The sequence below is a fragment of the Pantoea phytostimulans genome, from assembly GCF_046118715.1.
GTDB lineage: Bacteria > Pseudomonadota > Gammaproteobacteria > Enterobacterales > Enterobacteriaceae > Pantoea > Pantoea phytostimulans.
Window position 1 is genome coordinate 242,602 of the sequence record NZ_CP173699.1, and the last position, 24,341, is coordinate 266,942.

At 52.7% G+C, this 24,341-nt stretch carries 24 protein-coding genes; 11 read left to right on the top strand and 13 right to left on the bottom strand.

Annotation, left to right across the window (positions count from 1 at the left end; translation table 11 throughout):
- Positions 1-4: 4 nt before the first annotated feature.
- Genes ACF2G4_RS19640 through ACF2G4_RS19655 form a run of 4 tightly spaced genes read right to left on the bottom strand, consistent with a single transcriptional unit; the run spans position 5 to position 3,519 of the window.
- The gene (locus ACF2G4_RS19640) at positions 5-880 is read right to left on the bottom strand and encodes a creatininase family protein (protein ID WP_332626947.1); all 876 of its coding nucleotides are present in this window, start codon (positions 878-880) and stop codon (positions 5-7) included.
- Positions 881-894: 14 nt separating this feature from the next.
- Entirely contained in the window at positions 895-1,347 is a 453-nt protein-coding gene (locus tag ACF2G4_RS19645) for a RidA family protein (RefSeq protein ID WP_215848563.1), read from the bottom strand.
- Entirely contained in the window at positions 1,337-2,563 is a 1,227-nt protein-coding gene (locus ACF2G4_RS19650; protein ID WP_409076001.1) for an amidohydrolase family protein, read from the bottom strand. Before ACF2G4_RS19650 ends, ACF2G4_RS19645 begins: the two co-directional genes overlap by 11 nt.
- Positions 2,560-3,519, bottom strand: a complete 960-nt coding sequence (locus tag ACF2G4_RS19655; protein ID WP_332626949.1) for a PDR/VanB family oxidoreductase — start codon at positions 3,517-3,519, stop codon at positions 2,560-2,562. The genes ACF2G4_RS19650 and ACF2G4_RS19655 overlap by 4 nt, the downstream gene beginning before the upstream one ends.
- A gap of 148 nt (positions 3,520-3,667) precedes the next feature.
- Here ACF2G4_RS19655 and ACF2G4_RS19660 point away from each other — a divergent pair, with 148 nt between their 5' ends.
- Positions 3,668-4,618: a LysR family transcriptional regulator gene (locus ACF2G4_RS19660; protein ID WP_409076002.1), complete on the top strand. Its 951-nt coding sequence runs from the start codon at positions 3,668-3,670 to the stop codon at positions 4,616-4,618.
- An 11-nt stretch (positions 4,619-4,629) separates the two neighbouring features.
- Here the strand turns inward: ACF2G4_RS19660 and ACF2G4_RS19665 are convergent, their stop codons facing one another.
- From ACF2G4_RS19665 to ACF2G4_RS19675, 3 genes are all read right to left on the bottom strand, one after another.
- Entirely contained in the window at positions 4,630-5,307 is a 678-nt protein-coding gene (locus ACF2G4_RS19665; RefSeq protein WP_409076003.1) for a pirin family protein, read from the bottom strand.
- Positions 5,308-5,443: 136 nt separating this feature from the next.
- Positions 5,444-7,174, bottom strand: coding sequence for a DUF2534 family protein (locus ACF2G4_RS19670; RefSeq protein WP_409076004.1), 1,731 nt, complete (start codon positions 7,172-7,174; stop codon positions 5,444-5,446).
- Between the two features lie 66 nt (positions 7,175-7,240).
- A complete protein-coding gene (locus tag ACF2G4_RS19675; protein WP_409076005.1) occupies positions 7,241-7,660 on the bottom strand; it encodes a DUF2946 domain-containing protein in 420 nt (139 codons plus the stop codon).
- 244 nt (positions 7,661-7,904) lie between these two features.
- On the opposite strand from ACF2G4_RS19675, the gene ACF2G4_RS19680 reads away from it, so the two are divergent.
- Positions 7,905-8,846 carry a D-2-hydroxyacid dehydrogenase gene (locus tag ACF2G4_RS19680; protein WP_409076006.1) on the top strand — a complete coding sequence of 314 codons (942 nt, stop codon included), beginning with the start codon at positions 7,905-7,907 and terminating at the stop codon, positions 8,844-8,846.
- Positions 8,847-8,906: 60 nt separating this feature from the next.
- Complete coding sequence (locus ACF2G4_RS19685) at positions 8,907-9,248, top strand: cupin domain-containing protein (RefSeq protein ID WP_243079252.1); 342 nt, start codon at positions 8,907-8,909, stop codon at positions 9,246-9,248.
- Positions 9,249-9,273: 25 nt separating this feature from the next.
- Here ACF2G4_RS19685 and ACF2G4_RS19690 read toward each other — a convergent pair whose 3' ends face one another.
- On the bottom strand, positions 9,274-10,479 hold the full coding sequence (locus tag ACF2G4_RS19690) for a CynX/NimT family MFS transporter (protein WP_409076007.1): 1,206 nt from the start codon (positions 10,477-10,479) through the stop codon (positions 9,274-9,276).
- 319 nt (positions 10,480-10,798) lie between these two features.
- Between ACF2G4_RS19690 and ACF2G4_RS19695 the strand changes: the two genes are divergently transcribed.
- The 3 genes from ACF2G4_RS19695 to ACF2G4_RS19705 all read left to right on the top strand — a co-directional run bounded on the left by ACF2G4_RS19695 (position 10,799) and on the right by ACF2G4_RS19705 (position 13,270).
- Entirely contained in the window at positions 10,799-11,284 is a 486-nt protein-coding gene (locus tag ACF2G4_RS19695; protein WP_243079250.1) for a heme-binding protein, read from the top strand.
- An 84-nt stretch (positions 11,285-11,368) separates the two neighbouring features.
- A complete protein-coding gene (locus tag ACF2G4_RS19700) occupies positions 11,369-12,664 on the top strand; it encodes a sensor histidine kinase (RefSeq protein WP_409076008.1) in 1,296 nt (431 codons plus the stop codon).
- Positions 12,665-12,667: 3 nt separating this feature from the next.
- A complete protein-coding gene (locus tag ACF2G4_RS19705; RefSeq protein ID WP_252515531.1) occupies positions 12,668-13,270 on the top strand; it encodes a response regulator transcription factor in 603 nt (200 codons plus the stop codon).
- Here the strand turns inward: ACF2G4_RS19705 and ACF2G4_RS19710 are convergent, their stop codons facing one another.
- The 3 genes from ACF2G4_RS19710 to ACF2G4_RS19720 all read right to left on the bottom strand — a co-directional run bounded on the left by ACF2G4_RS19710 (position 13,271) and on the right by ACF2G4_RS19720 (position 15,250).
- Positions 13,271-13,441 carry a hypothetical protein gene (locus ACF2G4_RS19710; protein ID WP_215848572.1) on the bottom strand — a complete coding sequence of 57 codons (171 nt, stop codon included), beginning with the start codon at positions 13,439-13,441 and terminating at the stop codon, positions 13,271-13,273. It abuts the gene before it with no gap.
- A 112-nt stretch (positions 13,442-13,553) separates the two neighbouring features.
- Entirely contained in the window at positions 13,554-13,727 is a 174-nt protein-coding gene (locus ACF2G4_RS19715) for a GhoT/OrtT family toxin (protein WP_409076213.1), read from the bottom strand.
- 308 nt (positions 13,728-14,035) lie between these two features.
- Positions 14,036-15,250 carry a zinc-dependent alcohol dehydrogenase gene (locus tag ACF2G4_RS19720; protein ID WP_332626955.1) on the bottom strand — a complete coding sequence of 405 codons (1,215 nt, stop codon included), beginning with the start codon at positions 15,248-15,250 and terminating at the stop codon, positions 14,036-14,038.
- Positions 15,251-15,688: 438 nt separating this feature from the next.
- Here ACF2G4_RS19720 and fdhF point away from each other — a divergent pair, with 438 nt between their 5' ends.
- The 4 genes from fdhF to ACF2G4_RS19740 are packed head-to-tail and all read left to right on the top strand — an operon-like array spanning position 15,689 to position 21,444.
- Positions 15,689-18,661 (top strand): formate dehydrogenase subunit alpha, encoded by a 2,973-nt coding sequence (gene fdhF, locus ACF2G4_RS19725; RefSeq protein WP_409076009.1) that lies wholly within the window; start codon positions 15,689-15,691, stop codon positions 18,659-18,661.
- Positions 18,661-19,146 (top strand): DUF1641 domain-containing protein, encoded by a 486-nt coding sequence (locus ACF2G4_RS19730; RefSeq protein ID WP_409076010.1) that lies wholly within the window; start codon positions 18,661-18,663, stop codon positions 19,144-19,146. The genes fdhF and ACF2G4_RS19730 overlap by 1 nt, the downstream gene beginning before the upstream one ends.
- Complete coding sequence (locus ACF2G4_RS19735) at positions 19,139-20,518, top strand: cytochrome ubiquinol oxidase subunit I (RefSeq protein WP_409076011.1); 1,380 nt, start codon at positions 19,139-19,141, stop codon at positions 20,516-20,518. Before ACF2G4_RS19730 ends, ACF2G4_RS19735 begins: the two co-directional genes overlap by 8 nt.
- Positions 20,515-21,444: a cytochrome d ubiquinol oxidase subunit II gene (locus tag ACF2G4_RS19740; protein WP_243079243.1), complete on the top strand. Its 930-nt coding sequence runs from the start codon at positions 20,515-20,517 to the stop codon at positions 21,442-21,444. The genes ACF2G4_RS19735 and ACF2G4_RS19740 overlap by 4 nt, the downstream gene beginning before the upstream one ends.
- A 13-nt stretch (positions 21,445-21,457) precedes the next feature.
- On the opposite strand, the gene ACF2G4_RS19745 is transcribed toward ACF2G4_RS19740, so the two are convergent.
- Complete coding sequence (locus tag ACF2G4_RS19745; protein ID WP_409076012.1) at positions 21,458-21,646, bottom strand: hypothetical protein; 189 nt, start codon at positions 21,644-21,646, stop codon at positions 21,458-21,460.
- Positions 21,647-21,672: 26 nt separating this feature from the next.
- On the opposite strand from ACF2G4_RS19745, the gene ACF2G4_RS19750 reads away from it, so the two are divergent.
- The gene (locus ACF2G4_RS19750) at positions 21,673-23,319 is read left to right on the top strand and encodes a dihydroxyacetone kinase subunit DhaK (RefSeq protein WP_409076013.1); all 1,647 of its coding nucleotides are present in this window, start codon (positions 21,673-21,675) and stop codon (positions 23,317-23,319) included.
- Between the two features lie 43 nt (positions 23,320-23,362).
- On the opposite strand, the gene ACF2G4_RS19755 is transcribed toward ACF2G4_RS19750, so the two are convergent.
- Complete coding sequence (locus ACF2G4_RS19755) at positions 23,363-24,241, bottom strand: LysR family transcriptional regulator (protein ID WP_215848577.1); 879 nt, start codon at positions 24,239-24,241, stop codon at positions 23,363-23,365.
- Between the last annotated feature and the right edge of the window lie 100 nt (positions 24,242-24,341).

Here is a 24,341-nt window from a genome sequence, read left to right on the forward strand (position 1 = left end):
CCGATTATTGTTTTAACAGTGACGCTGCATCGTTATGGTCTAACACTTTGCCGTGCCAGTGCGCTTTTCCCCATGCAGGCGCTTCACGCGTTATCCACTGCATTTCATGTACTTCGGTGATCACTTTGGCCCAGCTCTCAGCCAGCGAATCGAGAATGGCTGCGCCTTGTTCGGGTGTAGACGGCAGCGGATCGCCAATCACGCCACTCGGGCCAAAATCGTAAGAAACCCAAGCCGCCATCGGTTTGGTGCTGGAAAGCGTTGGGCAAGGGAATTCAGGGGGATAATTGCTGACCGCTTTTTCCATCTGTACCGTTTCTGGTGCCAGCGCCAGCATCAATGCGGTTTCAGCATGGCCGGCGTGCATCGCCATTTGACGCTCTTTATCGTCCATAAAGCTTTCGGCGCAGTTTGGCACTTTGAAGGTGTCTTGCATGATGATGATCATATCGCCATGGCGCAGTCGCAGTTCGCGCGCCGCCATTTGCAGCGGTTGCGGCTGGCCACCATGTCCGTTGACCATCAGAAATTTGCGGAAACCGGCGCGATAAATCGATTCGCCGATCTCTAAAATAGTGTGCAGCAACGTTTCGCCGGTCAACGTTAAGGTGCCGGGAAAATGCAGGTGTTCGTCAGATTTACCGTAAGTAATGGGCGGAATGGCAAATGCCGGAATCGATGCGGGCAAGCGCGCTAACGCGTGACCCACCACACCAGACGAAATTACGCTGTCCACCGCGCAAGGCAGGTGCGGCCCGTGCTGTTCAATGGCACCGGTCGGCAACACAATCACGGTGTTTTCTTTATTCGGCAGTGCTGCGATGTCGGTCCAGCTGAGAAACGGCAAAAAGCGGTTGGCCGGAATGTAACCATTAAGCATTTCAAATCCTCGTGTTATTGCGGCAACCACGCCGTGGCTTCAACTTCAATCAGCACATCGGGGCTGGGTAGCATTTCACTGACCTGCACTACGGTAGAAACCGGTGCATCACTAAAAAACAGTTTCCGTACCCGGCTGTAATGCGGGAAGTGGTCGAGATTGCGGAAATATTGCACCAGCTTGAAAACGTCGCTCATCTGGCCACCGGCACTTTCGATGGTGGTGCGGATGCTCTCCAGCACGTACCAGCTTTGCGCCAGGATCGGTCCCTCTTTGGCATCGGTAGAGAACTCTCCGCTGCGACCCAAACGTTGCTGCGCAGCGGCAGGAATGTCGTCGTAGCCGCGAACAATCAATCCGCGTTGCGGATTAACCGGAATGATGCCGGAGAGAAAGATGTAATCACCCGCGCGTCGCCACGCGGCATAGTGGGCCAGCGGTTTACCCGCACCTTCATCAAGCGCCATCAACAGGTTCTCCAGCGGAAAGGGAATGAACGACGCCATTAACCAGTCGGTAGCGCTGGCGCTGGCGTAGTGGCCAGCTCGCGAGGTCGGCGTCGGGAAAAATCAATAAGTCATGCGTGAACACAGGCGCATTGGCGTGTAACGCAGTGCGGCGGCAGATCAACGCGGAAGCCTGATCAAAGGCGTCACTGAGTTGTGCGCTTAATAATCCGCTGAACAGCGTGTCGAGCGGGTCGTAACTGCCGAATGGACAAAAGGCGTCCTGCACATTGTCAGCGCCCAGCAGCAGCGGGATGTCTCGCGTCATCGCCTCTTTAATCAGGGTTAAACCGCGCTGGCGCGGCGTGCGGTCAGGCACCGCATCCTGCAATAGCAGATTGGTGGCTGGCAGGGCGATCAATGTGACGTTATGGTGTTTCAGGATATCGAGCGTGGCTTCGCCATCGGCCTGATGCGTTAACGCACAGCCGTGGCTACAGGTGATATGTCCGCTAAAAGGATGTTGTTGCAGATACGCTGCCAGCCAGCGCAAACCCTGAGCGCCTTCTGTTAGCTCCTCATCAATGTGCAGATCGATGTCGAGTTGCCAGCGTTCTGCTGCCTGCATCAACTGCAAGAAAGCCTGTGAATCCCAATTGCTACTATGAATAAACCCACCCAGCAAAGCGCCGCTACTGCCAGCAACCTGGCGGGCAATTTCCTCGGCATCCTCGGCATGCGCAAACAGCGGCAGAGGCACCAACGCTACGCGCTCAATGGTGCAAAGTGGATGCAGCAACTTGCCAACCACTTGCCAGGCAGGCGGAGCATCTGTTGTAAACCAATCGATGTGTGTGCGAAGTAAACCTACACCCGCTTCAACCGCCCACTGCAACGCCTGACTCGCACGTAGGTGAATATCCTCAGACGTCCAGCTGGCGCGATCCTGGTGCATCGCTTCAATCGCTGCCAGCAAGCCGGGACGCTGCGCCGGGCTGCGTTGTACGGTAAAAGTTTTATCCAGATGCGCGTGCGGTTCGATCAGCGGCGGCAGCACCAGCGCGCCATTCAGCGCAAGGTAATTGTCGCGAGAAACGGTGTCATCAGGCGTGATTTTTACGCCGCTATCCTGAAAGTGCAGCGTTGCACGCTGCGGCTGATTGCCCTGCATCGGCCAGCTTTCAGGTAAAAGCCAGCAGGGCAAACGTGCGCCGGTCACGCCGTTGAACGGGCTCATAAGTCCAACACCAACAGGGGAGAATGTGAACGTGAACAGCAGAGCACGATGCAGTCGTTGGCCGCTTTTTGCTTCATATTCAGGACATCGTCGCGATGATCGGGCTGACCCGCTATTACCCGCGTTACGCAGGTACCGCACATGCCTTGCTCACAGGAGAGATCGATCTCAATGCCTTCACGCTCAAGCACCTCGGCAATGCTTTCCTCTTGCTTGATCGTGAACCGTGCGCCGCTGGAGGCAATTTCAACATCAAAGCTATCGGTGTTAATCGGTTGAGTGACCGTGCTGGGCTTGAAGCGTTCGGTATAAAACTGGTCACTGTTCCAGCCATATTGCTGGCTGAGGCGCTGCAAATTTTGCATAAAACCTTCCGGGCCGCAGGCAACAATGACGCTGTTTTCAATAAACAGCAGATCATCGGGGATGTGCTGGCGCAAACTTTCGTTTTCACTGGAGAAGTGATAAACCACGCGATCGCCCAACGATTTCAGACGCGCAGAAAACGCCAGCTCATCACGATTTTTCAGGTAGAGATGCAAGGTGAAATCCGCCGCGCGAGCGGCCAGCGCTTCAGCCATCACCAGTAATGGTGTTAATCCAATGCCAGCCGCGAACAGCAGCGTGCGCGATGAAGTCGGTAACGGAAAATGATTGCGCGGCGCGGAAATGGTCAGGCTGTCGCCTTGATTCAGCTGATGATGCAGCCAATGCGAACCGCCGGTGCTGGCAGCATCGAGGCGGACGCATATTTGATATTCATCCTCTGCTTCAGCCGCAGAACAGAGTGAATACTGGCGCTTGCCGCAGAGCGGGATCGCGACATCAATGTGCGCGCCCGGCGTATAAGAGGGTAACGCCAGCGCATCGGCACGTTTGAGGGTCAATAACAGATTGCCTGTACCGTTGAACTGCTTTGCGATGACGGTGACGGCGAAAGTCTCTGCCTGCTTCATGGTAAACCTGTACGCGATAGGGCGCGTCGGCCTGCAATATCGCAGTGTGCGCCACTGTTTTTATCATGACTGCGATTATTATTTTGCCGCAGTGTGAGCGTCCATCTGTTAAATTCGCATGAAGCGTTGCAAAAAAGAGAGCACCCCTATGTTCGCGTTTTCCCGATTCCTGATTTATTTCACCGAAGTGGCCCGCCAAGGCTCGCTGCGCAAGGCTTCCGAGGTGTTGCACGTGTCGGCTTCATCCATAGATCGGCAGATTTTGCGGGTAGAAGAGCAATTGGAAATGCCTCTGTTTGAACGTCATCCATCAGGATTACGTATGACAGCGGCGGGTGAAATTTTGCTTAATGCCGCTAAGGGTTGGCAAAAAGAGTTTGGGCGCGTTTGCACCCAGCTGGATGATCTGCGCGGGCTACGGCATGGACATGTGCATATTGCGACGATTGATGCCATTAACCGCGGCTTTTTTTCGTCCATCTTGCAGCATATCCGGCAAGAATATCCGGGCATCTCTTTTACCCTGACCACCATGAGCAATATTCATATCGCCAATGCGCTAACTGCGGGTGATGCGGACTTTGGCATCATGCTGAATCCACAAAGTTCACGCGAGTTGCTGGTTAAATCTTTTGCGGATTTGCGGCTGGGCATTGTGGTGAACAGCCAGCATCCGTTGGCAGAGTTGGAATCGATCCGCTTTAGCCACTGCGATTCCTGGCCATTTATCGTGCCATCAGCACCGCTTATGCTGGCTGAACCGCTGGAAGCGCTGCTGAATACCTCGGGGATTACCTTGAACGAAGTAGGGCGAACCAACAATATTCATATGCTGCGTTCGCTGGTGCGTGATGATGTAGGCATCAGCATCATGTGTTGGCTGGATATTGTAGATGAGCATCGGCGCGGTGAACTGAAGTTCATTCCGCTGATTGATCCGATTTTGAAGCCGTTCACGCTGTCGCTGTGTGTTGCACCGCAGCGCCAACTTTCGATTGCTGCGTCAATGATGTTACGTGAGCTGGAGACGTTCTTTGCCATGATGCAAAACGAACAGGCGATAGCGGCGCAAGAGAAAGGGTCTCGCGCCATCACGTAACGCTGCCGGATTTACGCGGCGGTATCTGGCTTCACCAGGAAGCAGATTAAGGTGGCATCGCGTTCGCCAGTGATCTCGTTTATCTCATCAAGGTCGCTGGCCGCGTCACCACGTCCCAGACGCTGATCGCCAATGTTGATCACGCCTTCCAGCACGACGATATAGGCGATCAAACCCGGTTGCTTTGGCACTTCAAGCGTCTGCCCGCGCTCCAGCAACGCATCATAAATATAGGCATTCTGACGCAACTCCAGCGGAGCATCCGACGCTTCGGGGCCAGCGAGTTCAGTCCAGCCATTTGGCAACACACCCTGATCGCGCTCAAGTACCTGCGTCATGGCTTCACCGCCAGGCTGCGCGGGTTTAATCACCGCCTGCAACACTTCGGCCTCAAACAGCGGCACCGATTCTTCATAACGTACGCCTTCGCCAGCGTTCACCAGCATCACGCGTTTTGCGGAGAGTGACGTGCGCTCGCCATTACTGTCCTGATGCAGCATGGAACCGCGCCAGAGATAGGTGAAAACCTCTTCATCGCGATGTTCCTGCATCGGAATGCGGGCATCGAGTTTTAGCGTCATGAGATCAACGCTCACCAGCGGGCTAAGCGCTTCGCCCGGACGTTGACGACGCACGGTAAAAGGGCCGTATTCAAACAGTTGTTCAGGATTAGCACGCATGATGTTCATGGTTTGTCCTTAAAGATTGAGTCGATGGCAACGATCATAAACGATCCGCTGAAAATGAGAAGTCGTTGGTTTTGCTGAGCCCGGTCAACTTTTTTGAATGAGGTGTCGCCCGCCAATATGGCAGGCGACAGGCTCGCTATTTACCTTGCTCGTCGCTTTCGCCCAGGAAGAAATACCACAGCGGAATGGAGAACAGACCGGTAAACACGGTGGAGTAGAGCAGAATCATCATCGCCTGTGTGAGATACATCGTCAGCGACCAGTCGCTGAACGGAATGTGATACTGCTCAATCACACCGCTGATCATGGCGCGTGACATTACCGTGCCCACAATCAGGGCCAGCACCGTGACGCTGCGCAAAAAATAGCGCATCTCTTTACGCTTAACGGCGAAGCGTGATTGAATGATCGCCAGCGGCGACTGCTGATCCAGCGGCGTTTCGATTTTAGGTTGTGCTGCACGTTGCGCTTTACGCCAGCGCTGAATATCCAACAGGACAAAAGCCAGCAGGCTAAAGCCCATTACCGGCAAGGCATAACCCAATGCGAGAACCACAATCAGCGAGGCGCTTCGGGTATACAGCGGCAACGCCAGCCATGCGGAGGAGAGCGTTTGTGCTGGATTAAGCTGCGGCACCGCCGGACGACGTATCCACCACATGCGATAACCCAACACAATCATGCTGCACAGGCCCAACCCAAACAGCGCCAGAATCAACTGATTCGGTAAGCCAAACAGCACGCCCATATGCGCATCCACGCCCCACCGCGTCAGCTTGGCAATCAGCGGGAAAGAGGCGAATTCAACGTGATCAACGATGCTGAAATCGTTGGGGTTAACGGAAACGGAATCGACCTGGCTTGGCCAGCTGCGATCAATTTCGGTCACTGTCCAGGCTTGCTCAGCGTTTTTTGGCTGACGTAATTCTACTTTTGCCGCATTAATGCCTGCGCCACGTGCCGCATCGAGCACCCGATCCCAGTCAATATTCGGTTGATTAATTACGCGCGGGCTGGCCGCTTTTGTCGGCATTTTCATGCTGGACATATCCATGCCTTCCATCGCGCCATGATGTTCAGCATGAGGATCGGCCGGTGCTGCGGGTTCGCTGCTGTTCAGCGCGGTGATAACCTGCGGCGTTAGCCAGTTAAAATCGCTGCGCATTTTGTTGATGTTGTTGCCTGCCCACTGCGACCAGGTCAAACCGGTTACAGAGAAAAACACCAAGCCAAGCGACAACACCAAGCCCAGCGTGACGTGCCAGTGACGCGTCAGGGCAAAACCGCTTTTAGCTTTTTTAACCTGACGACGCGGCCGCGTACCTAGCCACAACACAATGCCGCCAAGCGCCGCTACCCATAACCAGGATGCCGCAAGTTCACTGTAGTTACGCCCAAAATCGCCCAACAGCAAGCTGCTGTGCATCTGATCAATCAAAGTGCGCAGCGGCAATACACCGCTGGTGCCAAACACCGTCATGTCACCTTTTACGTTAAGCGTATAAGGATCGATAAAGAGGGATCGCGATTCAGAAGGGCCAAGATTGGCTTGGGTAAATTGCACGCGCGTCGTGTCATTTTCACCCGGCGCCGGGCGTACCGCATAAATCCGCGCATTCTGTCCAGCACGATGGCGTGCAGCCTCAACTTGCTCAGACAAAGGTTTGGCTATGCCTTGTGGCTGAGTGGTTAAAGTATTGCTGTAGAGCGCATTTTCCAGTTGGGGCGTTAGCACGTATAAGGTGCCGGTTAAGGCCGCAACGAAGATAAACGGCGCGATAAACAAGCCGATATAAAAATGCAGGCGACGAAAAAGATTAAGCACCGCGCCGCGGGGTGCTGGGGAAAGTTCCCGTGATGACGACATAGCCATTCCACACTATTCAAAAGACAGGAGACACCTTCCGGCGCAAACGTGCGCAAGAAGAACAAGTCAAAAAGCAGTGAAGTTGAACGCAGAATGTGGCGGTGCGCGCGGGCGATGGATGCCAGTAACGCGTCGCAACAGCGGCTGAACAAGGGCAGGCGTCGGGGGCGCGCGGGAGATCACCAGCATCAGCCAGATCAGCGTGACAAACACCCACAACATCAACGGGACATGCACCAGCAAATCACAGTAACCGCAGGCGAAGCTTTCATCCATCGTCATTGCATAATCGGACATGGGCATATCGGTGTGATGATGCATCATCGACATATCGGCACGCATGGCTGACATGTCGTGCGTCATAACCATTTTGTCATGACGTTCTGCAAGGTTCTTCGACACCACGGGTGCAACAAACAACAGCAGCACGGCCAGTATCGCAATACAGGCAGTGAGTTGATGTTGCAGCCGCGCAGAAAAGGTCATAAGAGTGCATTTTACGTCAGAATTTAGAGGCGGCAGTGTAACGCGACATCATTAAAGGGGTTAAAAAAAGTGGCGCTATTGCCAAAAAAATTCGCACCTTTTGAACATATTCACTTTCGCGGCTGCCTCCATTAACCTAGTGGTTACTCGCGAAATACATATTAATAACATTGTCGTGTGAAAATGCGGGTCCACTTTGCTGGCTTTTGGTGTTGGCTAGTGAATAACGATAAAAGGACGAAAAATGAAAATTGTTACCCTCGATGGCGAAACGTTGCCGATCCCCCCAACGCCACCTGAATGGTGTAGCGACTGGCAATTTCGCGCGAATACTGCTGCTGAGAGTATTGTTGCAGCGCTGGCTGGCGCGACCATCGCCATCACCAACAAAGTCTCGCTGCAAGCGGAAACGCTGGCGCAACTTCCCGACCTTCGCTACATCTGCGTAGCGGCAACCGGTTATGACTGTATCGATCTCAACGCCTGTCGCGAGCGCGGTATTGTGGTCAGTAATGTGCCTGGGTATTCAACACGCAGCGTTTCAGAAGGCGTCATCGCGTTTATCTTCGCATTGCGCCGTCAGCTGGTGGATTACGTAAACAGCACACATCAGGCCTGGCCCAATTCACCCCATTTTTGTGTACACCGTCAGCCAATTTTAGATATTGCTGGCGCAACGCTGGGCATTGTCGGCAAAGGTGATATCGGCAAAGCAGTGGGACGTATGGCGACAGCATTAGGTATGAACGTGCTGTATGCCGAGCGCAAAGGCAGTGAGACGATACGCGAAGGTTATGTCAGCTTCGAGGAGATGTTAGCCAGCAGCGATGTGATTACGCTGCATTGCCCGCTGAGCGATCATACGCGCCATTTGATTGACCGCGAATCCCTGAGCAAAATGAAACCGCAGGCACTGCTGATCAACACCGCGCGAGGCGGATTGATCAACGAAGCCGATCTGGCGGCTGCCTTGCGCGACGCAACGATTGGTGGCGCCGCGCTGGATGTGCTGAGTAGCGAGCCGCCAGGACGTGATAACCCGCTGTTGCAAGCTGAACTCCCGACGCTGCTGCTGACGCCGCATATTGCCTGGGCAAGTCAAAGCGGCGTTCATAATTTACTGCAAGGTATTGCGGCTAATCTGGCGGGTTTCCAGCAGGGCGAGCCGGTCAACGTCGTCAGTTAAGAGGTTAACGTGGGCAGGCTTCACGCCTGTTCATCCCTTTTACTTCAACGAGTCATTGTCATGCTCACCAATCTTTTACACACGTTTCCCGAAGCGGCTAAAAAGGGGGCAGAGGAGACGTTTGAAACTATCCTCAGCCGACCCAACTTGTGCATTGAGCGTATCGTTTCCAGTGGGCAAGCCAGCCCGCCTGATTTTTGGTATTGCCAACAGCAAGGAGAATGGGTGATGGTGATTCAGGGGGCCGCCGGTTTGCAACTGGAAAATGAGCCGAACGAACGCGTCTTAAGGGCTGGCGATTTCGTGAATATTCCGGCCCAGTGCCGTCATCGCATTAACTGGACAAGTAGCGAGGAACTCACGGTGTGGCTGGCGGTGCATTACGAGATTCCGGCGGAATAGAATTTCCGCCGGATGGGATTGGGCCTTAGCTAATCTGCTTCGCGCTGCCCGCCAGCGGTGCGAGCAACATTTGCACGCAACTCAACGCCACCAGCACGCTAAACGGCAATGTCCAGTTACCGCTGTGCTCATGCAGTATGCCAAAAAATAGCGGTCCCAGCGCCGCCAATCCATAACCCACGCATTGCGCCATACCGGACAACTGTGAAGCCTGACGGTGATGGCGGGCGCGCAAGTTGAACAGCGAAAGAGAGAGCACCAGCGATGCGCCCGCGCCTAATCCTGCCAGTGTCAGCCAAACTATCGCTAACTGCGGATACAGCAGTAATCCCAGCATGCCAAAAAAGATCGCAGATGAAGCGATGAACGCAAGCAACCTGGCATCGCGCACGCGTTTCAGCGCCACCATACACCCTAAATTGGCCACAATTGCCACAGCCTGATACCAAAACAGCAGCCATCCGGCTTGCGCCTGGCTAAAACCGTGGGCTTGCGCATAGGGCGTAAACCAGTCGATCAAGGTGTAGAAAGCCAGAGATTGCAGCGCCATAAACAGCGCGACTTGCCAGCCGATAAGGGTTCGCCAGGGATTGCGAGTGGGCAGGTTTTCTGTGGATGCCGTTGATGTTGGCTGTTGATGACGATGGCGCAGCAGCGGCAACCAGACCAGGAGTGCAATCATTGCCGGCACCGCCCACACGCCCAGCGACAAGCGCCATCCAAGATCGGAGAGCGCGGTAAGCGGCACCGCAACACCCGATGCCAGGCTGGCGGTAATCGACATGGTTGCCGCATATAAACCAATATACTTGGCGGTGTGTTCGGTGAAGTCGCGCTTGATCAGGGGCGGTAACAACACATTGGCCGCCGCAATCCCTGCGCTTAATAACACGGTTCCTGACCAGAGCGCGGTTTCACTTTCGCTCCAGCGAACGATTGAACCCGCAGTAATTAAGCAGAGCGCGCCCCATAAGCTGCGCTCCAGGCCAATTCGCTGGCTCAGAAACGCCGCTACGGGCGCTAACACAGCAAACAGGATTAGCGGAATAAAGTTGAACAAGCCCGCAGCACTGGCGCTTAGGCCAAATGTCAGACGAATATCTTCCAGCACCGGCCCGACGGCGGTAATTGGCGCGCGCAGGTTGGCCGCGGTAAGTAATAAAACAAAGAGGAAAAATCCAGAACTCGAAATAACGGAGGAGGCTTTAGCCGGTGTTTGAACAGTCGTCATGATAAACATCACTAAGTGCAGCAAAGCTGCAGGTGGTGCGTTGGTTGACGTTAACGCTTACGCATCATATTTGATGTCTGCGCGCTACTTTAATGATGGATGTAGGTGGTGTAAAGCGTTGATAAAAAACAGAGAGAATAAAGCGACTTAACACTATTACGCGTTTGTGGTGAACCTGTTTTGATAAAAAAGCCATCATTACAGCAACCTAAAATAGCCGCCAGGTAGTTTTACCAGGCATTAAGGGTAATCACCCGAATGTTCAGCGTTGATTAAGGTGGGTAGAGTTATCACCCGCTTACTTTACTCAGGAACTGACATGAAAATCGCTTTAATTACACTCGCCTTTTTAGCTTCTGGTTCGGCCTATGCTGCTTCAAATAACGCAACGCTGATTGAAAAAAATATTTCGTTAAATCAGGCGAATAGTCTGGCAAGCGCAGCCATCGCCTCTTGTGCAGCACAACAATATAATGTGGCAGTAACGGTTGTTGATCGCGCGGGTATTGTTAAAGCAGTACAGCGCATGGACAATGCAGGCCCGCATACGGTAGAAGCCAGCCGCATGAAAGCGTTCACCGCGTTAAGCAGTAAAAACAGCAGCGGCAAGGTAATGGAAGCCGCACAGAAAAATCCAGGCGCAGCCAATATGACCGCGATTCCAGGTTATCTGCTACTGGCGGGCGGCGTGCCGGTGAAGAGCGGCGACCAGGTGATTGGCGCTATCGGAATTGGCGGTGCACCGGGCGGCCATCTTGATGAAACCTGTGCGCTCGAAGCATTGAAAAGCTTTGATGCGTCCTAAAACGTCATCTAAGGTTTAGGGCGATATCATTCGCCCTTTCTCTATCAGGAATTTTACGCATTGCGCCTGAGAAACATCGCTTTAATGAGTTGGCTCGTTCTAAGCATTTTGTCTGCCGGGCTGGCGGGTCTGTGGCAGATACAACAGCAATACGATCTGCGTAATGCTGAGTTTTACCGCATTCAACGTGCACTGAGCAATATCCTCACTCAAAACGAAACCTTCTTGCCACTGCTATCTGGTAATGAATCGCTGGCGGCACTGCAACACAAATTCCCTCAACTGCTGGCGATGGAAAAGACCCAAGGCCGTGCGCTTGACAGTCAGCGTGTCGAGCCCGCTCAGGCAGGGCGTTACTGGCTTTATAATCCTTATCAACAAACCCGCTTTTTAATTGAGCTGGAACCATTGATGCGCAATAAAACCGACTTTCTTTCGCTGCGTTTACTTTGGCAGCAGCAGCCAATGATTATCGAGGGCAGCGCGAAGACGAAAGCGTTTTGGCATTGGCAGCAAGCGTTGGCGCATCCGCTGCAACCCTTTGTTCTGGAAGCGGATGCCAATCCAGCCTGGCGACAGCTTTCCTGGCTGCCGCTGATTTCAGCGACGATGTTGTGGGGCATCATTGTGGCGGCTACGCTGGCCTTATTCAGCCAACGTCAGCAGCAGAAGCGAGCAGAGCAGCGCGCGCTCTATTATCAACATTCCCGCCTCAATGCGCTGGGTGAAATCACGGCTGGGATGGTGCATGAGATCAATCAGCCGCTTACCGCGATTCAAACCTATGTCCAGAGTGCACAGCGGCTGGTGGCGCGCGGGGAATATGGCATGCTGCCCCAGGCGCTGGAAGCCTCATTGCGCCAGACGCAGCGCATCAGTGAGCTGCTTAAACGTTTTCGTGACAATGTCTCCCAAAAAGAGATTTTGCTAGAAGCGGTTGATCTGAGTGTCATGTTAGCGCGCGTTGCGGCGTTGCTTGAGCGTGAGATGCGCGCGGCAGACATCACACTCAACAGCCAGTTTGCGCAGGATGCCTCATCGGTATTAGCCGATGCGCTGTGGCTGGAGCAAATCTTTCACAATCTCATGAGCAACGCCATTCAGGCGCAACAGAATAGCGCGCGAGGAACGATCCGCATCGAAAGTCGTCGCCTCCAGAATAAGATAGAAATCGTGCTGCATGACGGCGGGCCGGGATTCAGTCATGAAGCGTTACAGCAAGCTTTCATGCCGTTCTTCACCACGCGTCAGGAAGGCATTGGATTAGGCATGACATTGACCGAAACGCTCATCTTACGTATGAATGGAGATATCACCCTGAGCAACGATCCCGCCGGTGGTGCACGGGTTACGTTGCGACTACCGGCAGCAAGGAAATGAGTGATGGAAACAATTTACATTGTTGATGATGATGCATCGGTGCGTGAATCGCTGATGTTCCTGATGCAATCTATGGGCTGGGATTGTCAAAGTTTCGCCAGTATCGATGCTTTGATGCAGCAAAATAACACCGCTTTACACGGATGTTTGCTGCTTGATGTGCGTATGCCAGGGAAAAGTGGCTTAGCCTGGCTGGAAGAGGGTGAAATGCCGTTCCCGCTGCTGCCCATCATCGTGATGACTGGGCATGGCACTATCGACACGTGTCGACGCGCTTTCCATCACGGCGCGTTTGATTTCTTCACGAAACCCATTGATGTCGACGCGCTGATTGAGGTGATCAACCGCGCGCTACGTGAAAGCCAACGGCTTGCTGAGAACTGGCAACAGCAGCAGGTCTTGATTACGCGTTATGCCCAACTCAGCGTGCGGGAAAATGAAGTGTTGAATTTGCTGGTAGAAGGATTAACCAGTAAAGCGATCGCAAGAAAACTGGACCTATCGCCGCGAACGGTAGAAGCGCACCGGGCGGCGATTTTAACCAAGTCTGGTGCAAACAGCCTGGCGCAATTAATTCGCGATTATCAGCGGTTGCAAACTCAGTGATCAGTGGAATTCAGGCTCAGGAAAATGACCGCAATCGGTTTGATTAGGACTGGTATTTGGCTGACAGGTTTGTTGACGCGTTTCACCTTTAGGCACCGGTTTTTCGGGGCCCCACGGCGAACTGCAGGCGGTTAACGTGGTAATGAAGAAAATCAGGGTGAATAAACGCATATCCGCTCCTTGTTAGGATTTTGAGAGAGCAAACAAACGTCGGTGGTCTATAAAGCGTCCAGCAGACCAGAGGCGTATCGCCTAAGTGTGGTCAGTGAACAAATAATGTCAATTAAAACAGGGCAAACATTAACGCGACGGGAAAACTCATTGGCCAGGTTGCGCCGACCAGAAATGCGCTCAACAACTTAATGCTGAACTTATCTTTAGCGATAAAGAAGGTGATAAGCGCTGCGACAGAGGCCACCACGGCGTAAAAAATCAGCATATGTTGGTAAAGGGTCATCAATATCTCCGCAGCGTCGTAAGGGTTTTCGCTGCGCATGATGCTGATTTTCGTGATCCAGATCAAGTAAAAAGCCGCTTTTTCTCCCCATAAAACGCTGTTTCTCTCCGACCTGTAGCGTGAAAACTGTGATTTCAACGCTCAGGCGATTTCAGCCTGAAAGCGGCCCGGTAAAACGGCTTAAAACCCTTGCGCTACGCAGCGCTATCGAGAAAAAACCGCACGGCGAAAAGACATTCCACATTCGCGCGTCAGGGCATTGATAGCAAAAAAAAGAGCGCCCCAAGACGCTCATTCAGGCCAGCTCGCTAGGCTTGAGGCATCAGCTCCGTTTTAATCCATCCCGGCTCGCGCTTATCAAAGTGTTTATACGCATCAATCACATTGCTCAGCGGTTCAACATTGGTCAGAACACCAACGGGATCGATTACGCCACTGCGGGTGAGTTCCAGTAAATGTGGGATGATGGTGTGATGATTACAGTTCCCCATTTTCATTGTCAGGTTCTTGTTCATCGCTTTGCCAATAGGGAAAATTTCCGCCGTGGGAGGATAAACGCCAATAATGCTGAGGCGACCCGCTTTTTTCACGCTGGCAATGGCCCATTCCAGCGCTTGCGTCGGCGCATCACCCGGCACCCAGTTGCCCTCCTGCGGATGGGTTTCAGGTGCGACCTGTTCAACTTCTTGCTTAAATTTATCGGCTTTTTGTTCGGCCTCATCGCTGGCGGGGCCATGATGAGCATGTTGGCTATCAACACCCACCGCATCAATAACAGCGTCTGCACCGGTTCCGCCCGTTAGCTGTTTAATGACGGCAACCGGATCTTCACGCTCAAAGTTAACGGTGAATGCCCCCTGACGACGCGCCATTGCCAGACGATCAACATGACTATCAACGGCGATGACGCGTGCGGCGCCCATCAAAAAGGCGCTGGCGATGGTGAATTGCCCAACCGGGCCACAGCCAAATACCACAACGATATCGCCACGGCTGATATCTGCTAACTCCGCACCAAACCAGGCAGTAGGGAAGATGTCGCTGATCAAGATCGCTTGCTCGTCACTGACGCCGTCGGGAATTTTTACCAACGTATTCGCTGCATAAGGAATGCGGGCTTTTTCGGCCTGTAAGCCATTTACTGGGCCTGTGGCTTGCGGGCCACCGAAGAAACAGGTTCCGGCTTCTGGCCCGTTGGGATTTGCGTTGTCACACTGCGCGGTATGGCCAGCACGACAGGGCGGGCAAACGCCACACGACACCGTTGAACACACCACCACACGATCGCCGGGGGTGAAATTGCGGACTTCATCGCCAACGCTTTCCACAATACCTACGCCTTCATGCCCGAGAATGGTTCCCTGCTGCATATTGCTGAAGGTGCCACGAATAAAATGCAAATCAGTGCCACAGATAGCTGAAGCAGTTAATTTAATTACTGCATCACTGGGCTGCTCAATTTGAGGGTCAGGAACGGTATCCAGGCGAATATCACCTACCGCATGCCAGACTAATGCGCGCATATTTCCTCCAATCACGTTAAGAGATCGTCACGTATTAAAAATACCAAGTAAAGATTATAGAACTGATTCTGAATGCTATTTATCGAGGCAGAGAAATCTGAATAAAAATCAGGCTATTAATGGCGCAATTATTGTTAATAAATATTAATTTCTTGACCCTATGACTTACTAATATTTAACTATATGAAAATTAAGATTAAATATTATATAGCATTTAAGCGAGACGGAAATGAAATTAGGCGCGCCGTTCACTGAGTGGGTCAATTAACGAAGCGCGGCAATATGGCAGAATGGTTAATAACCGCTATCATCAAGGACATAACTTTACAATAAATATACCCGTCAGGCTTCAAGTTATACAGCGGTTAGCTGTGGCTCGAATAACCCAGGGTATACCTTGGCAGGATGCCAGGAGCAATGTCGGAAATGAGGCGGAAAATGAGTGAGCAGACTTGTACCATTATTTATAATGGCGAAGCGTTAAGCGGAGCCGCGAATCGACCTTTAATTGATTTTCTTGATGACCACGGAAAAAAATTACCTCACGTTTGTTATCACCCGGCTCTTCCCCCGCTGCAAACATGCGATGTCTGTTGGGTTGACGTGGATGGTGAACAGGTGCGCGGTTGTACGTTAACCACGCAAGACGGTATGCAAATCAGCAGTCAAACTGCCACCTCGCGTGCCGCGCAGGAAGAGGGGATGGATCGCATCCTTAATCGTCATGAGCTTTATTGTACCGTTTGTGAACACAACACCGGCGACTGCACCTTACACAATGCCGTCGCTGATATGCACATTCCGATTCAGTATTACCCTTATGAACGCAAACCCAGCGAGAAAGATCACTCCAATCCGTTTTATACCTACGACCCGGATCAATGCATTTTATGTGGGCGCTGCGTCGAAGCCTGCCAAAACGTAGAAGTGAATGAAACTTTATCCATCGATTACACTGCGGAGCATCCACGCGTGCTGTGGGATGGCGGAACGCAGATTGCGGGTTCCAGCTGTGTTAGCTGTGGACACTGCGTAACAGTTTGTCCCTGCAATGCTTTACTGGAAAAAACCATGCAGCCTGATGCCGGGCCTTTTACCGCCATGCCGCAAAAGGTAAAACGCCCGATGATTGATTTCGTTAAGGCGCTGGAAAAGAGCATCAGCATGGAACCGATCACGGCGATATCCGTGATTGATACCGCCTTGCGCAAAGCTGAAATCAAGAAAACCAAAACCGTTTGCACCTATTGCGGCGTTGGATGCAGCTTTGAAATGTGGACGCGCGATCGCCATATCCTAAAAATTCAGCCGGTAGCTGAAGCGCCTGCGAATGGCATTTCGACCTGCATCAAGGGCAAGTTTGGCTGGGATTTTGTTAACAGTCCGAAGCGTCTAACCACACCCCTGATACGTGAAGAAGGGCGTTTCCGTCCAGCCAGTTGGGATGAGGCGCTGGATCGCGTGGCGCAAGGATTGCGTGCCGTTGCCAACCAGCACGGCGGTGATGCCATTGGGTTTATCGGCTCAAGCAAGGCCAGCAACGAAGAAGCCTACCTGACACAAAAAATTGCCCGCCTGATCTTTGGCACCAACAACGTCGATAACTCTTCACGTTACTGCCAAAACCCTGCAACCCAAGGTCTGTTTCGGACGGTTGGATACGGAGGTGATGCGGGCAGTATCAAGGATTTACAGCTTACTGAATTGGTTGTGATTGTTGGCAGTAATCTGGCTGAAAACCATCCTGTTATCGCTTCCCATATTAAGCAGAGCCACAAGCACCAAGGCCAAAAGTTGCTGGTTGTTGATCCGCGCTGCCACGAAATGGCCGAGCGAGCCGATTGTTATCTGCGCGTGCGGCCTGGCACCGACATGGTATGGGCTTCAGCCATGGCGCGCTATATGTTTGACCACGGCTATGCCGATGACAAATTCCTGAGTGAACGGGTGATTCAGGTTGAGGAATATCGCGCCTCGCTTGCGCCTTTTACGCTTGAGTTTGCCAGCGATATTACCGGGCTAAGTGTTAAAGAATTGACCACCGCCGCAGAGATGATCGGTAACGCGGGCAGCGTCTGCCTGCTGTGGGCAATGGGAATTACCCAGCATAGCCATGGGGCAGATACCAGCACCGCGCTCTCTAACTTGCTGTTGGTGACAGGAAATTATGGTCGTCCCGGCACTGGCGGTTATCCAATGCGTGGCCACAACAATGTGCAGGGTGCCAGCGACTTTGGCTGCCTCAGCAATATCTATCCGGGCTATGACAAAGTCACGGATCATGCCGCGCGTGAAAAGTGGGCTAAAGCGTGGGGCGTTTCGCCTGAAGCGTTATCTGACAAGGTTGGTGCAGACAACTTCCAAATGGTGCAGGAAGCCTACGAGAAAAAAGTGCGGGCGATGTACATCATTGGCGAAGAGACCGCGTTCTCTGACGCGGATTCAACTAAAGTTCACCAAGCCTTTACACAGCTCGACTTTATGGTGGTGCAGGACATTTTCATGAGCCGTACCGCCGAATTTGCTGACGTGGTATTGCCAGGTTGCCCAAGCGTTGAGAAGGAGGGCACCTTTGTGAATACCGAACGGCGTATTCAACATTTCTCTCCGGCAATGCCGCCGCTGGGCGATAGCCGTCCCGACTGGCAAATTCTCACTGATTTAGCCGCCAGGCTGGGACATCCGTGGCGCTATCCTAATCCCGGCGCGATCATGGCAGAAACAGCCAGTATTGCGGAGATTTTCGCCGGGGTTAGCTATGAACAGCTGGTGGGCTGGCAATCACAACAGTGGCCGGTGAAGGCCGATGGCAGCAGTACACCGCTGCTCTATACCGAATCCTTCCATTTCCCGGATGGCAAAGCACGACTCTATCCACTGGAATGGCGTCCGCCGGAAGAGCGTGAAGATAGTGAGTACGATCTGCTACTGAACAATGGCCGCATGCTGGAGCATTTTCAGTCCACCAATCAGACTGGGCAAGGCGGCCGTATATCCTCGCTGTCACCGAACTGGTTTGTGGAAATTTCACCGCAACTTGCCGCTGAACGTCAGTTGAAAGAGGGAGATTGGGTTGCGATTACTTCGCGGCGCGGCACGCTTGAAGTACCGGTGGTGATCACCCAGCGGGTTCAGGGCAATGTGCTGTTTATCCCGATTCATCATGGTAAACCTGGCGTAAATGGTTTGACCGGCGATCATCACGATCCTGACGTGAACACGCCCGCCTATAAAGAAATTGCAGTAAAAATGCAGGCGCTGGATCATCCACCGCAACCGAACCCTCTGCCTCAGCATAATTTCCGTTATGGTCAGCGCACGCCGCTCGATCATTTGCCCGTAGAAGATAAATGGCAACAGACGGGTTATCAACAGCCACCCGCACACGTAAAACATCCGGAGAAATTTTAATGGCCGAACGCATGCAATACGATGTGCCGCCGACGCGCACCGAACCTACCGCAAAAGAATCGCTTAATACATTGCTGGAAAGCTTGCACCAACACGGCTTTTTACGTCTCGCCAACGATGTCGTAAAGGCCAACAGCGACATTGGTAAGATTTTGGTTGAAGGGCTGAATCGGCCCGGCTCGCAAAACGCCATTCAAAACCTCTCATTGTTAATGATGGCGTTAGGTACCATTCCGCCCGAACGCTTTAATCACATGATTTTGGCAATTCGGGCCGCGCTGATGGCGTTAAAACCCGCCAGCGAAGAGACGAAACAGCACTCAGCTGCACCGGGCTTGAAAGGTGTAATGTCTCTGCTGAATGACGAGGCGTTATGGCAAAGCCTGCGGCCTCTGTTTGCCGGAATGGAAGCGTTCTCTCAAGAGTTACAACGCGCAGAGGAGCCACCGGTCACCCGTTATAGCGGGAAATCGACCCGTGAGTGACGCTGATTGGGTGCTGCTGCTGTCACGCGGGCAGTTCGCATTGACAATGGGTATGCATATCACGCTGGCGGCATTAACGCTGGGTCTTGCCCCTTTTCTGGTCTGGTTTGAGGCTCGCTGGCTTTGGGGTAAACAGCCCGGCGCGCGCGAAGCGCTGCATTTTTGGTTAAAGATTTTCGCGCTGACGGTGGCGATTGGCGCGGTTTCTGGCGTGGTGATGGAATTTCAGTTTGGCACCAACTGGGCCCCCTTCTCTCAACGCGTAGGTGGAATCATCGGCCCGCTGATGTTTTATGAAGTGCTGGTGGCTTTCTTTTTGGAGTCGGGGCTGACTGGCGTGATGCTGTTTGGGATGGGGCGTATCCGCCCCGGTATTCATTTTATCGTTACCTGCATGGTGGCTCTTGGTGCCTTTATCAGTGCGTTTTGGATCCTGGCCGCTAATTCCTGGATGCAAACGCCGGTTGATTTTTCTCGCGATGATGCAGGTGTATTTCATGCTAACAGCGTTATGACTCTGCTTTCTGCACCCTCCTTTCCCTGGCGCTTTACGCATATGGTGTTGGCAACCTTGATTGCGGTGGCATTTATGATGGCAGGTGCAGCGGCATGGCGAATTCTGCACCGTCCAAAGGAAGCGGCAGCACGTATCATGTTGACCAGCGCCCTGACTTTTTGTCTATTTGCCGTGCCGCTGCAGCTGGTTATTGGCGATCTTCATGGTGAAAATACGCTGCGCTATCAGCCCGCCAAATTAGCCGCGATAGAAGGGAGCTGGAGATCACCTGCGCCGGGAGATGGAGAACCGCTGCGGCTGTTTGCGATACCCGATCAACAAATGCAGCGTAATCGTGCTGAAATCGCCGTTCCTAATCTGGGTTCGCTCTATTTGCGTCACAACTTAACCGGGCATATTAAAAGCCTGAGTGAATTTCCCACTGACACGCTGCCGCCGGTGTTGCCGGTGTTTTTTGCTTTTCGCGTCATGGTGGGATTAGGGGCGTTAATGCTGATCACCACCTGTGTCACTAACCTTCAGCGCTGGCGTAATAAGTTGCTCACGTCACGCCGCTTGTTGTGGTGGCTGGTGTTGATGTCGCCCAGCGGATTTGTCGCGATGCTGTCGGGTTGGCTGGTGACAGAACTGGGGCGTCAACCCTGGACCGTTTATGGTTTGTTGCGCACTGCGCAAAGTGTTTCATCGCTGTCCCTGAGCTTGACGCTTGCTTCGGTTATTGGCGTGCTGTTGATTTACAGTTTCAGTTTCGCTCTTGGGCTACGTTATCTGTTGCGTTACGTTAATGCGCCGCTGCCAAAGGAAACTGAGGTTGTTGCGAATAGCTTAACGACCTCTTCGGAGAGCGGACAATGAACTTAGCCGATCTCTGCGCCCTGACACTGTTATTTTCACTGCTGATGTATGTCTGGCTGGATGGCGCGGATCTTGGCGTCGGGATGCTTTTTTTCTGGTTTGACGATGAAGAACAGAAACAGCGCATGGTGCACAGTATTTTGCCGGTATGGGATGCCAATGAAACCTGGCTGGTGCTGGTAGCGGGTGGCCTGCTGGCACTGTTTCCTGCCGCTTACAGCAGTTTGTTTAGCGCACTCTATCTACCGGTTTTCATTATGTTACTTTGCCTGTTTCTGCGTGCGCTAGCACTGGAGTATCGTGCTCAGGCCGCTGGCGAACTGCGTCACTGGCTGGATAAATTGCTGCCGCTAAGCTCCGCACTGGCCGCTTTTTGTCAGGGTTGGTGCGCGGGCAAGGTGATGGAAGGGCAGAGTTTATTCGGCTTCAGCCTGTATGCCCTGTTGTCGGGCTTTGGCTTGATGGCTATTTATCTGATGTTAGGCTGCTGCTGGATCCGCTGGCGCATTGGGGAATCGGTTGAAGAGCGGGCAAACACGCTGGCATGGTTTTTTTGGGTGGTTGCACTGGTGCTGTTTTTGGCGCTGATCTTATTAAACCCCGATCCGTGGCAACAAACGTGGCATGGCTGGGGGAAAGCGATCTGTTTATTCATTGCGGCATTGTGGCTCATGTTGCTGATTGCGCTCTACCGATTGGGTCCAAAGTGGCAAATCGCCATAACGCTGGCTTTAATCGCCGCCGTAATGGCAGGCATTGCCTGGGGGATTTATCCGTGGCTCATTCCGCAACAGATTGATCTGCATAACAGTGCTGCGGATCAGGTTACACAAATTTTTGTGCTGACGGGTGTGGCTATCGTGATGCCGATAACCTTGATTTATCACACGTGGGCGTTTTGGGTTTTTCACGGCAAGGTTAAGTAAAGCGCCGCCGTTTTTAGCCTTGTTGATAAAGCGAAATGATGTCGTCCTGCATCGGCGATATCGCGCTACTTCTCACCCGTAAACGGCGCATTCCACGCCACCATTTCAGCATCAATGATGGCGACTTTAGGAATGATTTCGCCACTTTTAGCCCACGCGGTGGGTTTCCATGTGCAACACTTCCTTTTCGTGGAATCGACATCGAAACATTCAGATGAGGAATAAGTAATGACTAAATTCATGATGAATAAGAAAGAAGATCTGGTTGCTGATGCGCTGGATGGCATCATTTATGCCAATCCATGGCGCAATCTGGTGCGATTAGACGTCGATCCATGGATACGTATTGTGATGCGTAATGACTGGGATAAAAAAAAGGTGGCGCTGATCTCTGGCGGAGGATCAGGACATGAGCCTGCGCATGTTGGCTTCATCGGCAAAGGGATGTTAACCGCCGCAGTGTGCGGTGATCTGTTTGCTTCTCCCAGCGTCGAAGCGGTGTATAACGCCATCGTTAATCTCACCGGCGAGGCCGGATGTTTGTTGATCGTTAAAAATTATACTGGCGATCGCCTTAACTTCGGCCTGGCGGCAGAAAAAGCGCGTAAAGCAGGTTTTGATGTCAGCATGGTTATCGTTGGCGATGATATTGCGCTGCCTGAGAATCCACAGCCGCGTGGCGTGGCAGGAACCTTGCTGGTGCATAAAATTGCGGGTTTCGTCGCCGAGCGCGGAGATGATTTAGCCACCGTGACCAAAGCGGCGGAGGCGGCAAACCAAGCCATGTCAACGATGGGCGTTGCGATGTCGAGCTGCCATTTGCCAGGTGAAGATACCGACGAACGCGTGCCGGAAGGCAGCGTGGAAATGGGGTTGGGTATTCATGGTGAGCCGGGCGTTGAGGTGATTAAATCCCAGAGCAGCCAGCAGATTGCTAAACAGCTGTTGGAAAAAGTGCTGCAGGATCGTGACGCCGACAAGCCGCGCGTCTTGTTGGTGAACAATCTTGGCGGAATGTCAGCGCTGGAAATGAATCTCGTCACGCGCGATTTGATCGAATCACCGTTGAGCAACAGTGTGCAGTATCTGATTGGCCCTGCAGCAATGATGACGGCGCTGGATATGAAAGGCTATTCCGTCACCAGCCTTGAACTTTCGCCATTGTTTGAGGAGGCGATTTGCGCGCCCGTGGAAGCGGCTGGCTGGTGTAAAGCGGTCAAAGTTGAGGCTCTGAAACCGTATAAAGCTGAAAAGCAGGCGAGCGAAATTGCCTTCGAAGCTTCTGAAAACGCCCATGTCGCCCGCATTCTCAGCGCCGTTTGCGACACGCTGATCAAAAATGAAAGTGATCTGAACAAACTGGATGCTCAGGTGGGCGATGGTGACACCGGTTCGACCTTCGCCGCCGGTGCACGACACATTCTTGATGAGTGCAAAGAGCAGCACTTGCCGCTGAATACCTTGCCCGATCTGTTCGCAGTCATTGGCGAGCGACTGGCAAAAGTCATGGGCGGGTCCAGCGGTGTATTAATGGCCATTTTCTTTACCGCGGCGGGTCAGCAGCTGGCAGAAGGGAGCGCATTAGCGGAGGCTTTGCAGAAGGGGCTGGAAAAAATGAAGCATTATGGCGGTGCACAACTCGGCGACCGCACGTTAATAGATGCGCTACAACCGGCTATCGAAGCGATGATCGCAGGCAAGGATTTCAACGCCGTCGCGGATGCGGCACATAAAGGCGCGGAAAATACCGCCAGCATGACCAAAGCAAAAGCGGGGCGTTCTTCTTACCTCAATAGTGATAATTTGAAAGATGTACAAGATCCTGGTGCGGTGGCAATTGCGCGCGTATTTGCGGCGCTGAAAACCGTGAATTAACCTGCTCGCCACTCTCCCTGTTGTCGATCAAAATAGGGAGAGTTTACGCATTAAGCCTTTGTTGTAAGAACGACAGCAGCACCCGATTGACTTCACTTCTTTGTCGGTGCTGCGGGTAGACCGCATTCAAACAGAGTGAGTCGGGATGACAGGCATCTAACACCGACACCAACTCGCCGCGTTGCAATGCCGGGCCTACAATAAATTCGGGCAAAAGCACCAAGCCTAAACCAGAGATCGCCGCGTCGCACAGCACTTCACCGTTATTGCTCATCATCGGGCCTTGTACCGCCAGCACTTTCTTTTTCCCGTCGACCTTTAGCTCCCAACCGTTTTGGCCTTCCCTACCGTAACGCAGGCAGGCGTGTTGCAGTAGATCCTCAGGAACCTTGGGTTCACCTGCACGCTTCAAGTAAGCGGGACTGCAACAGATTACCCGCTTCAGCTCGCCAAGTTGACGGGCGATCAACGTTGAGTCGCTCAAGGTGCCAATGCGGATCGCCATATCAAAGCCTTCACCAATCACATCAACATAGCGATCGGCCAGTTCAACCTGAAATTGCAACGCGGAATGTTCAGCCAAAAAATCCGCGATTAACGGTGAAAGATGGCTCATGCCAAACGACATCGGCATGCTGATTCGAAATGTACCGTGTAACTCTTGACGTCGCTCAGAAACGGCTTGTTCTGCTTCCTGTATGTCATCAAGGATGCGTTGCGCGTGCTGGGCAAAGACTTTACCCGCATCCGTTACCGATAATTTTCGCGTATTACGTATCAACAAACGCGCGCCCAGTGAAGCCTCAAGCGCTGCCATGCGCCGACTGACATATTGTTTCGATAGCATGAGCTGGTCGGCCGCTGCCGTGAAATTTCCGGCGTTCATCACCGCCACATATATCCGAAGATCTTCGATTTGCATATTGTCCACTTAAAGGTGACAGTGATTCATATCAGAGCTAATTGTTGAGCAAATTAGTTTACGTATACTGCTTCTCTATCGGAAGGGCAAATCCACTTCC

Coding starts and splice junctions, on each gene's coding strand:
- ACF2G4_RS19690 (WP_409076007.1), bottom strand. CDS start 10,479: ATGACGACTGTTCAAACACCGGCTAAAGCCTCCTCCGTTATTTCGAGT.
- ACF2G4_RS19640 (WP_332626947.1), bottom strand. CDS start 880: ATGCTTAATGGTTACATTCCGGCCAACCGCTTTTTGCCGTTTCTCAGC.
- ACF2G4_RS19705 (WP_252515531.1), top strand. CDS start 12,668: ATGGAAACAATTTACATTGTTGATGATGATGCATCGGTGCGTGAATCG.
- ACF2G4_RS19655 (WP_332626949.1), bottom strand. CDS start 3,519: ATGAAGCAGGCAGAGACTTTCGCCGTCACCGTCATCGCAAAGCAGTTC.
- ACF2G4_RS19670 (WP_409076004.1), bottom strand. CDS start 7,174: ATGTCGTCATCACGGGAACTTTCCCCAGCACCCCGCGGCGCGGTGCTT.
- ACF2G4_RS19755 (WP_215848577.1), bottom strand. CDS start 24,241: ATGCAAATCGAAGATCTTCGGATATATGTGGCGGTGATGAACGCCGGA.
- ACF2G4_RS19750 (WP_409076013.1), top strand. CDS start 21,673: ATGACTAAATTCATGATGAATAAGAAAGAAGATCTGGTTGCTGATGCG.
- ACF2G4_RS19665 (WP_409076003.1), bottom strand. CDS start 5,307: ATGAACATCATGCGTGCTAATCCTGAACAACTGTTTGAATACGGCCCT.
- ACF2G4_RS19720 (WP_332626955.1), bottom strand. CDS start 15,250: ATGCGCGCATTAGTCTGGCATGCGGTAGGTGATATTCGCCTGGATACC.
- ACF2G4_RS19695 (WP_243079250.1), top strand. CDS start 10,799: ATGAAAATCGCTTTAATTACACTCGCCTTTTTAGCTTCTGGTTCGGCC.
- ACF2G4_RS19730 (WP_409076010.1), top strand. CDS start 18,661: ATGGCCGAACGCATGCAATACGATGTGCCGCCGACGCGCACCGAACCT.
- ACF2G4_RS19660 (WP_409076002.1), top strand. CDS start 3,668: ATGTTCGCGTTTTCCCGATTCCTGATTTATTTCACCGAAGTGGCCCGC.
- ACF2G4_RS19700 (WP_409076008.1), top strand. CDS start 11,369: ATGAGTTGGCTCGTTCTAAGCATTTTGTCTGCCGGGCTGGCGGGTCTG.
- ACF2G4_RS19710 (WP_215848572.1), bottom strand. CDS start 13,441: ATGCGTTTATTCACCCTGATTTTCTTCATTACCACGTTAACCGCCTGC.
- fdhF (WP_409076009.1), top strand. CDS start 15,689: ATGAGTGAGCAGACTTGTACCATTATTTATAATGGCGAAGCGTTAAGC.
- ACF2G4_RS19680 (WP_409076006.1), top strand. CDS start 7,905: ATGAAAATTGTTACCCTCGATGGCGAAACGTTGCCGATCCCCCCAACG.
- ACF2G4_RS19740 (WP_243079243.1), top strand. CDS start 20,515: ATGAACTTAGCCGATCTCTGCGCCCTGACACTGTTATTTTCACTGCTG.
- ACF2G4_RS19645 (WP_215848563.1), bottom strand. CDS start 1,347: ATGGCGCTTGATGAAGGTGCGGGTAAACCGCTGGCCCACTATGCCGCG.
- ACF2G4_RS19745 (WP_409076012.1), bottom strand. CDS start 21,646: ATGTCGATTCCACGAAAAGGAAGTGTTGCACATGGAAACCCACCGCGT.
- ACF2G4_RS19685 (WP_243079252.1), top strand. CDS start 8,907: ATGCTCACCAATCTTTTACACACGTTTCCCGAAGCGGCTAAAAAGGGG.
- ACF2G4_RS19675 (WP_409076005.1), bottom strand. CDS start 7,660: ATGACCTTTTCTGCGCGGCTGCAACATCAACTCACTGCCTGTATTGCG.
- ACF2G4_RS19650 (WP_409076001.1), bottom strand. CDS start 2,563: ATGAGCCCGTTCAACGGCGTGACCGGCGCACGTTTGCCCTGCTGGCTT.
- ACF2G4_RS19715 (WP_409076213.1), bottom strand. CDS start 13,727: ATGACCCTTTACCAACATATGCTGATTTTTTACGCCGTGGTGGCCTCT.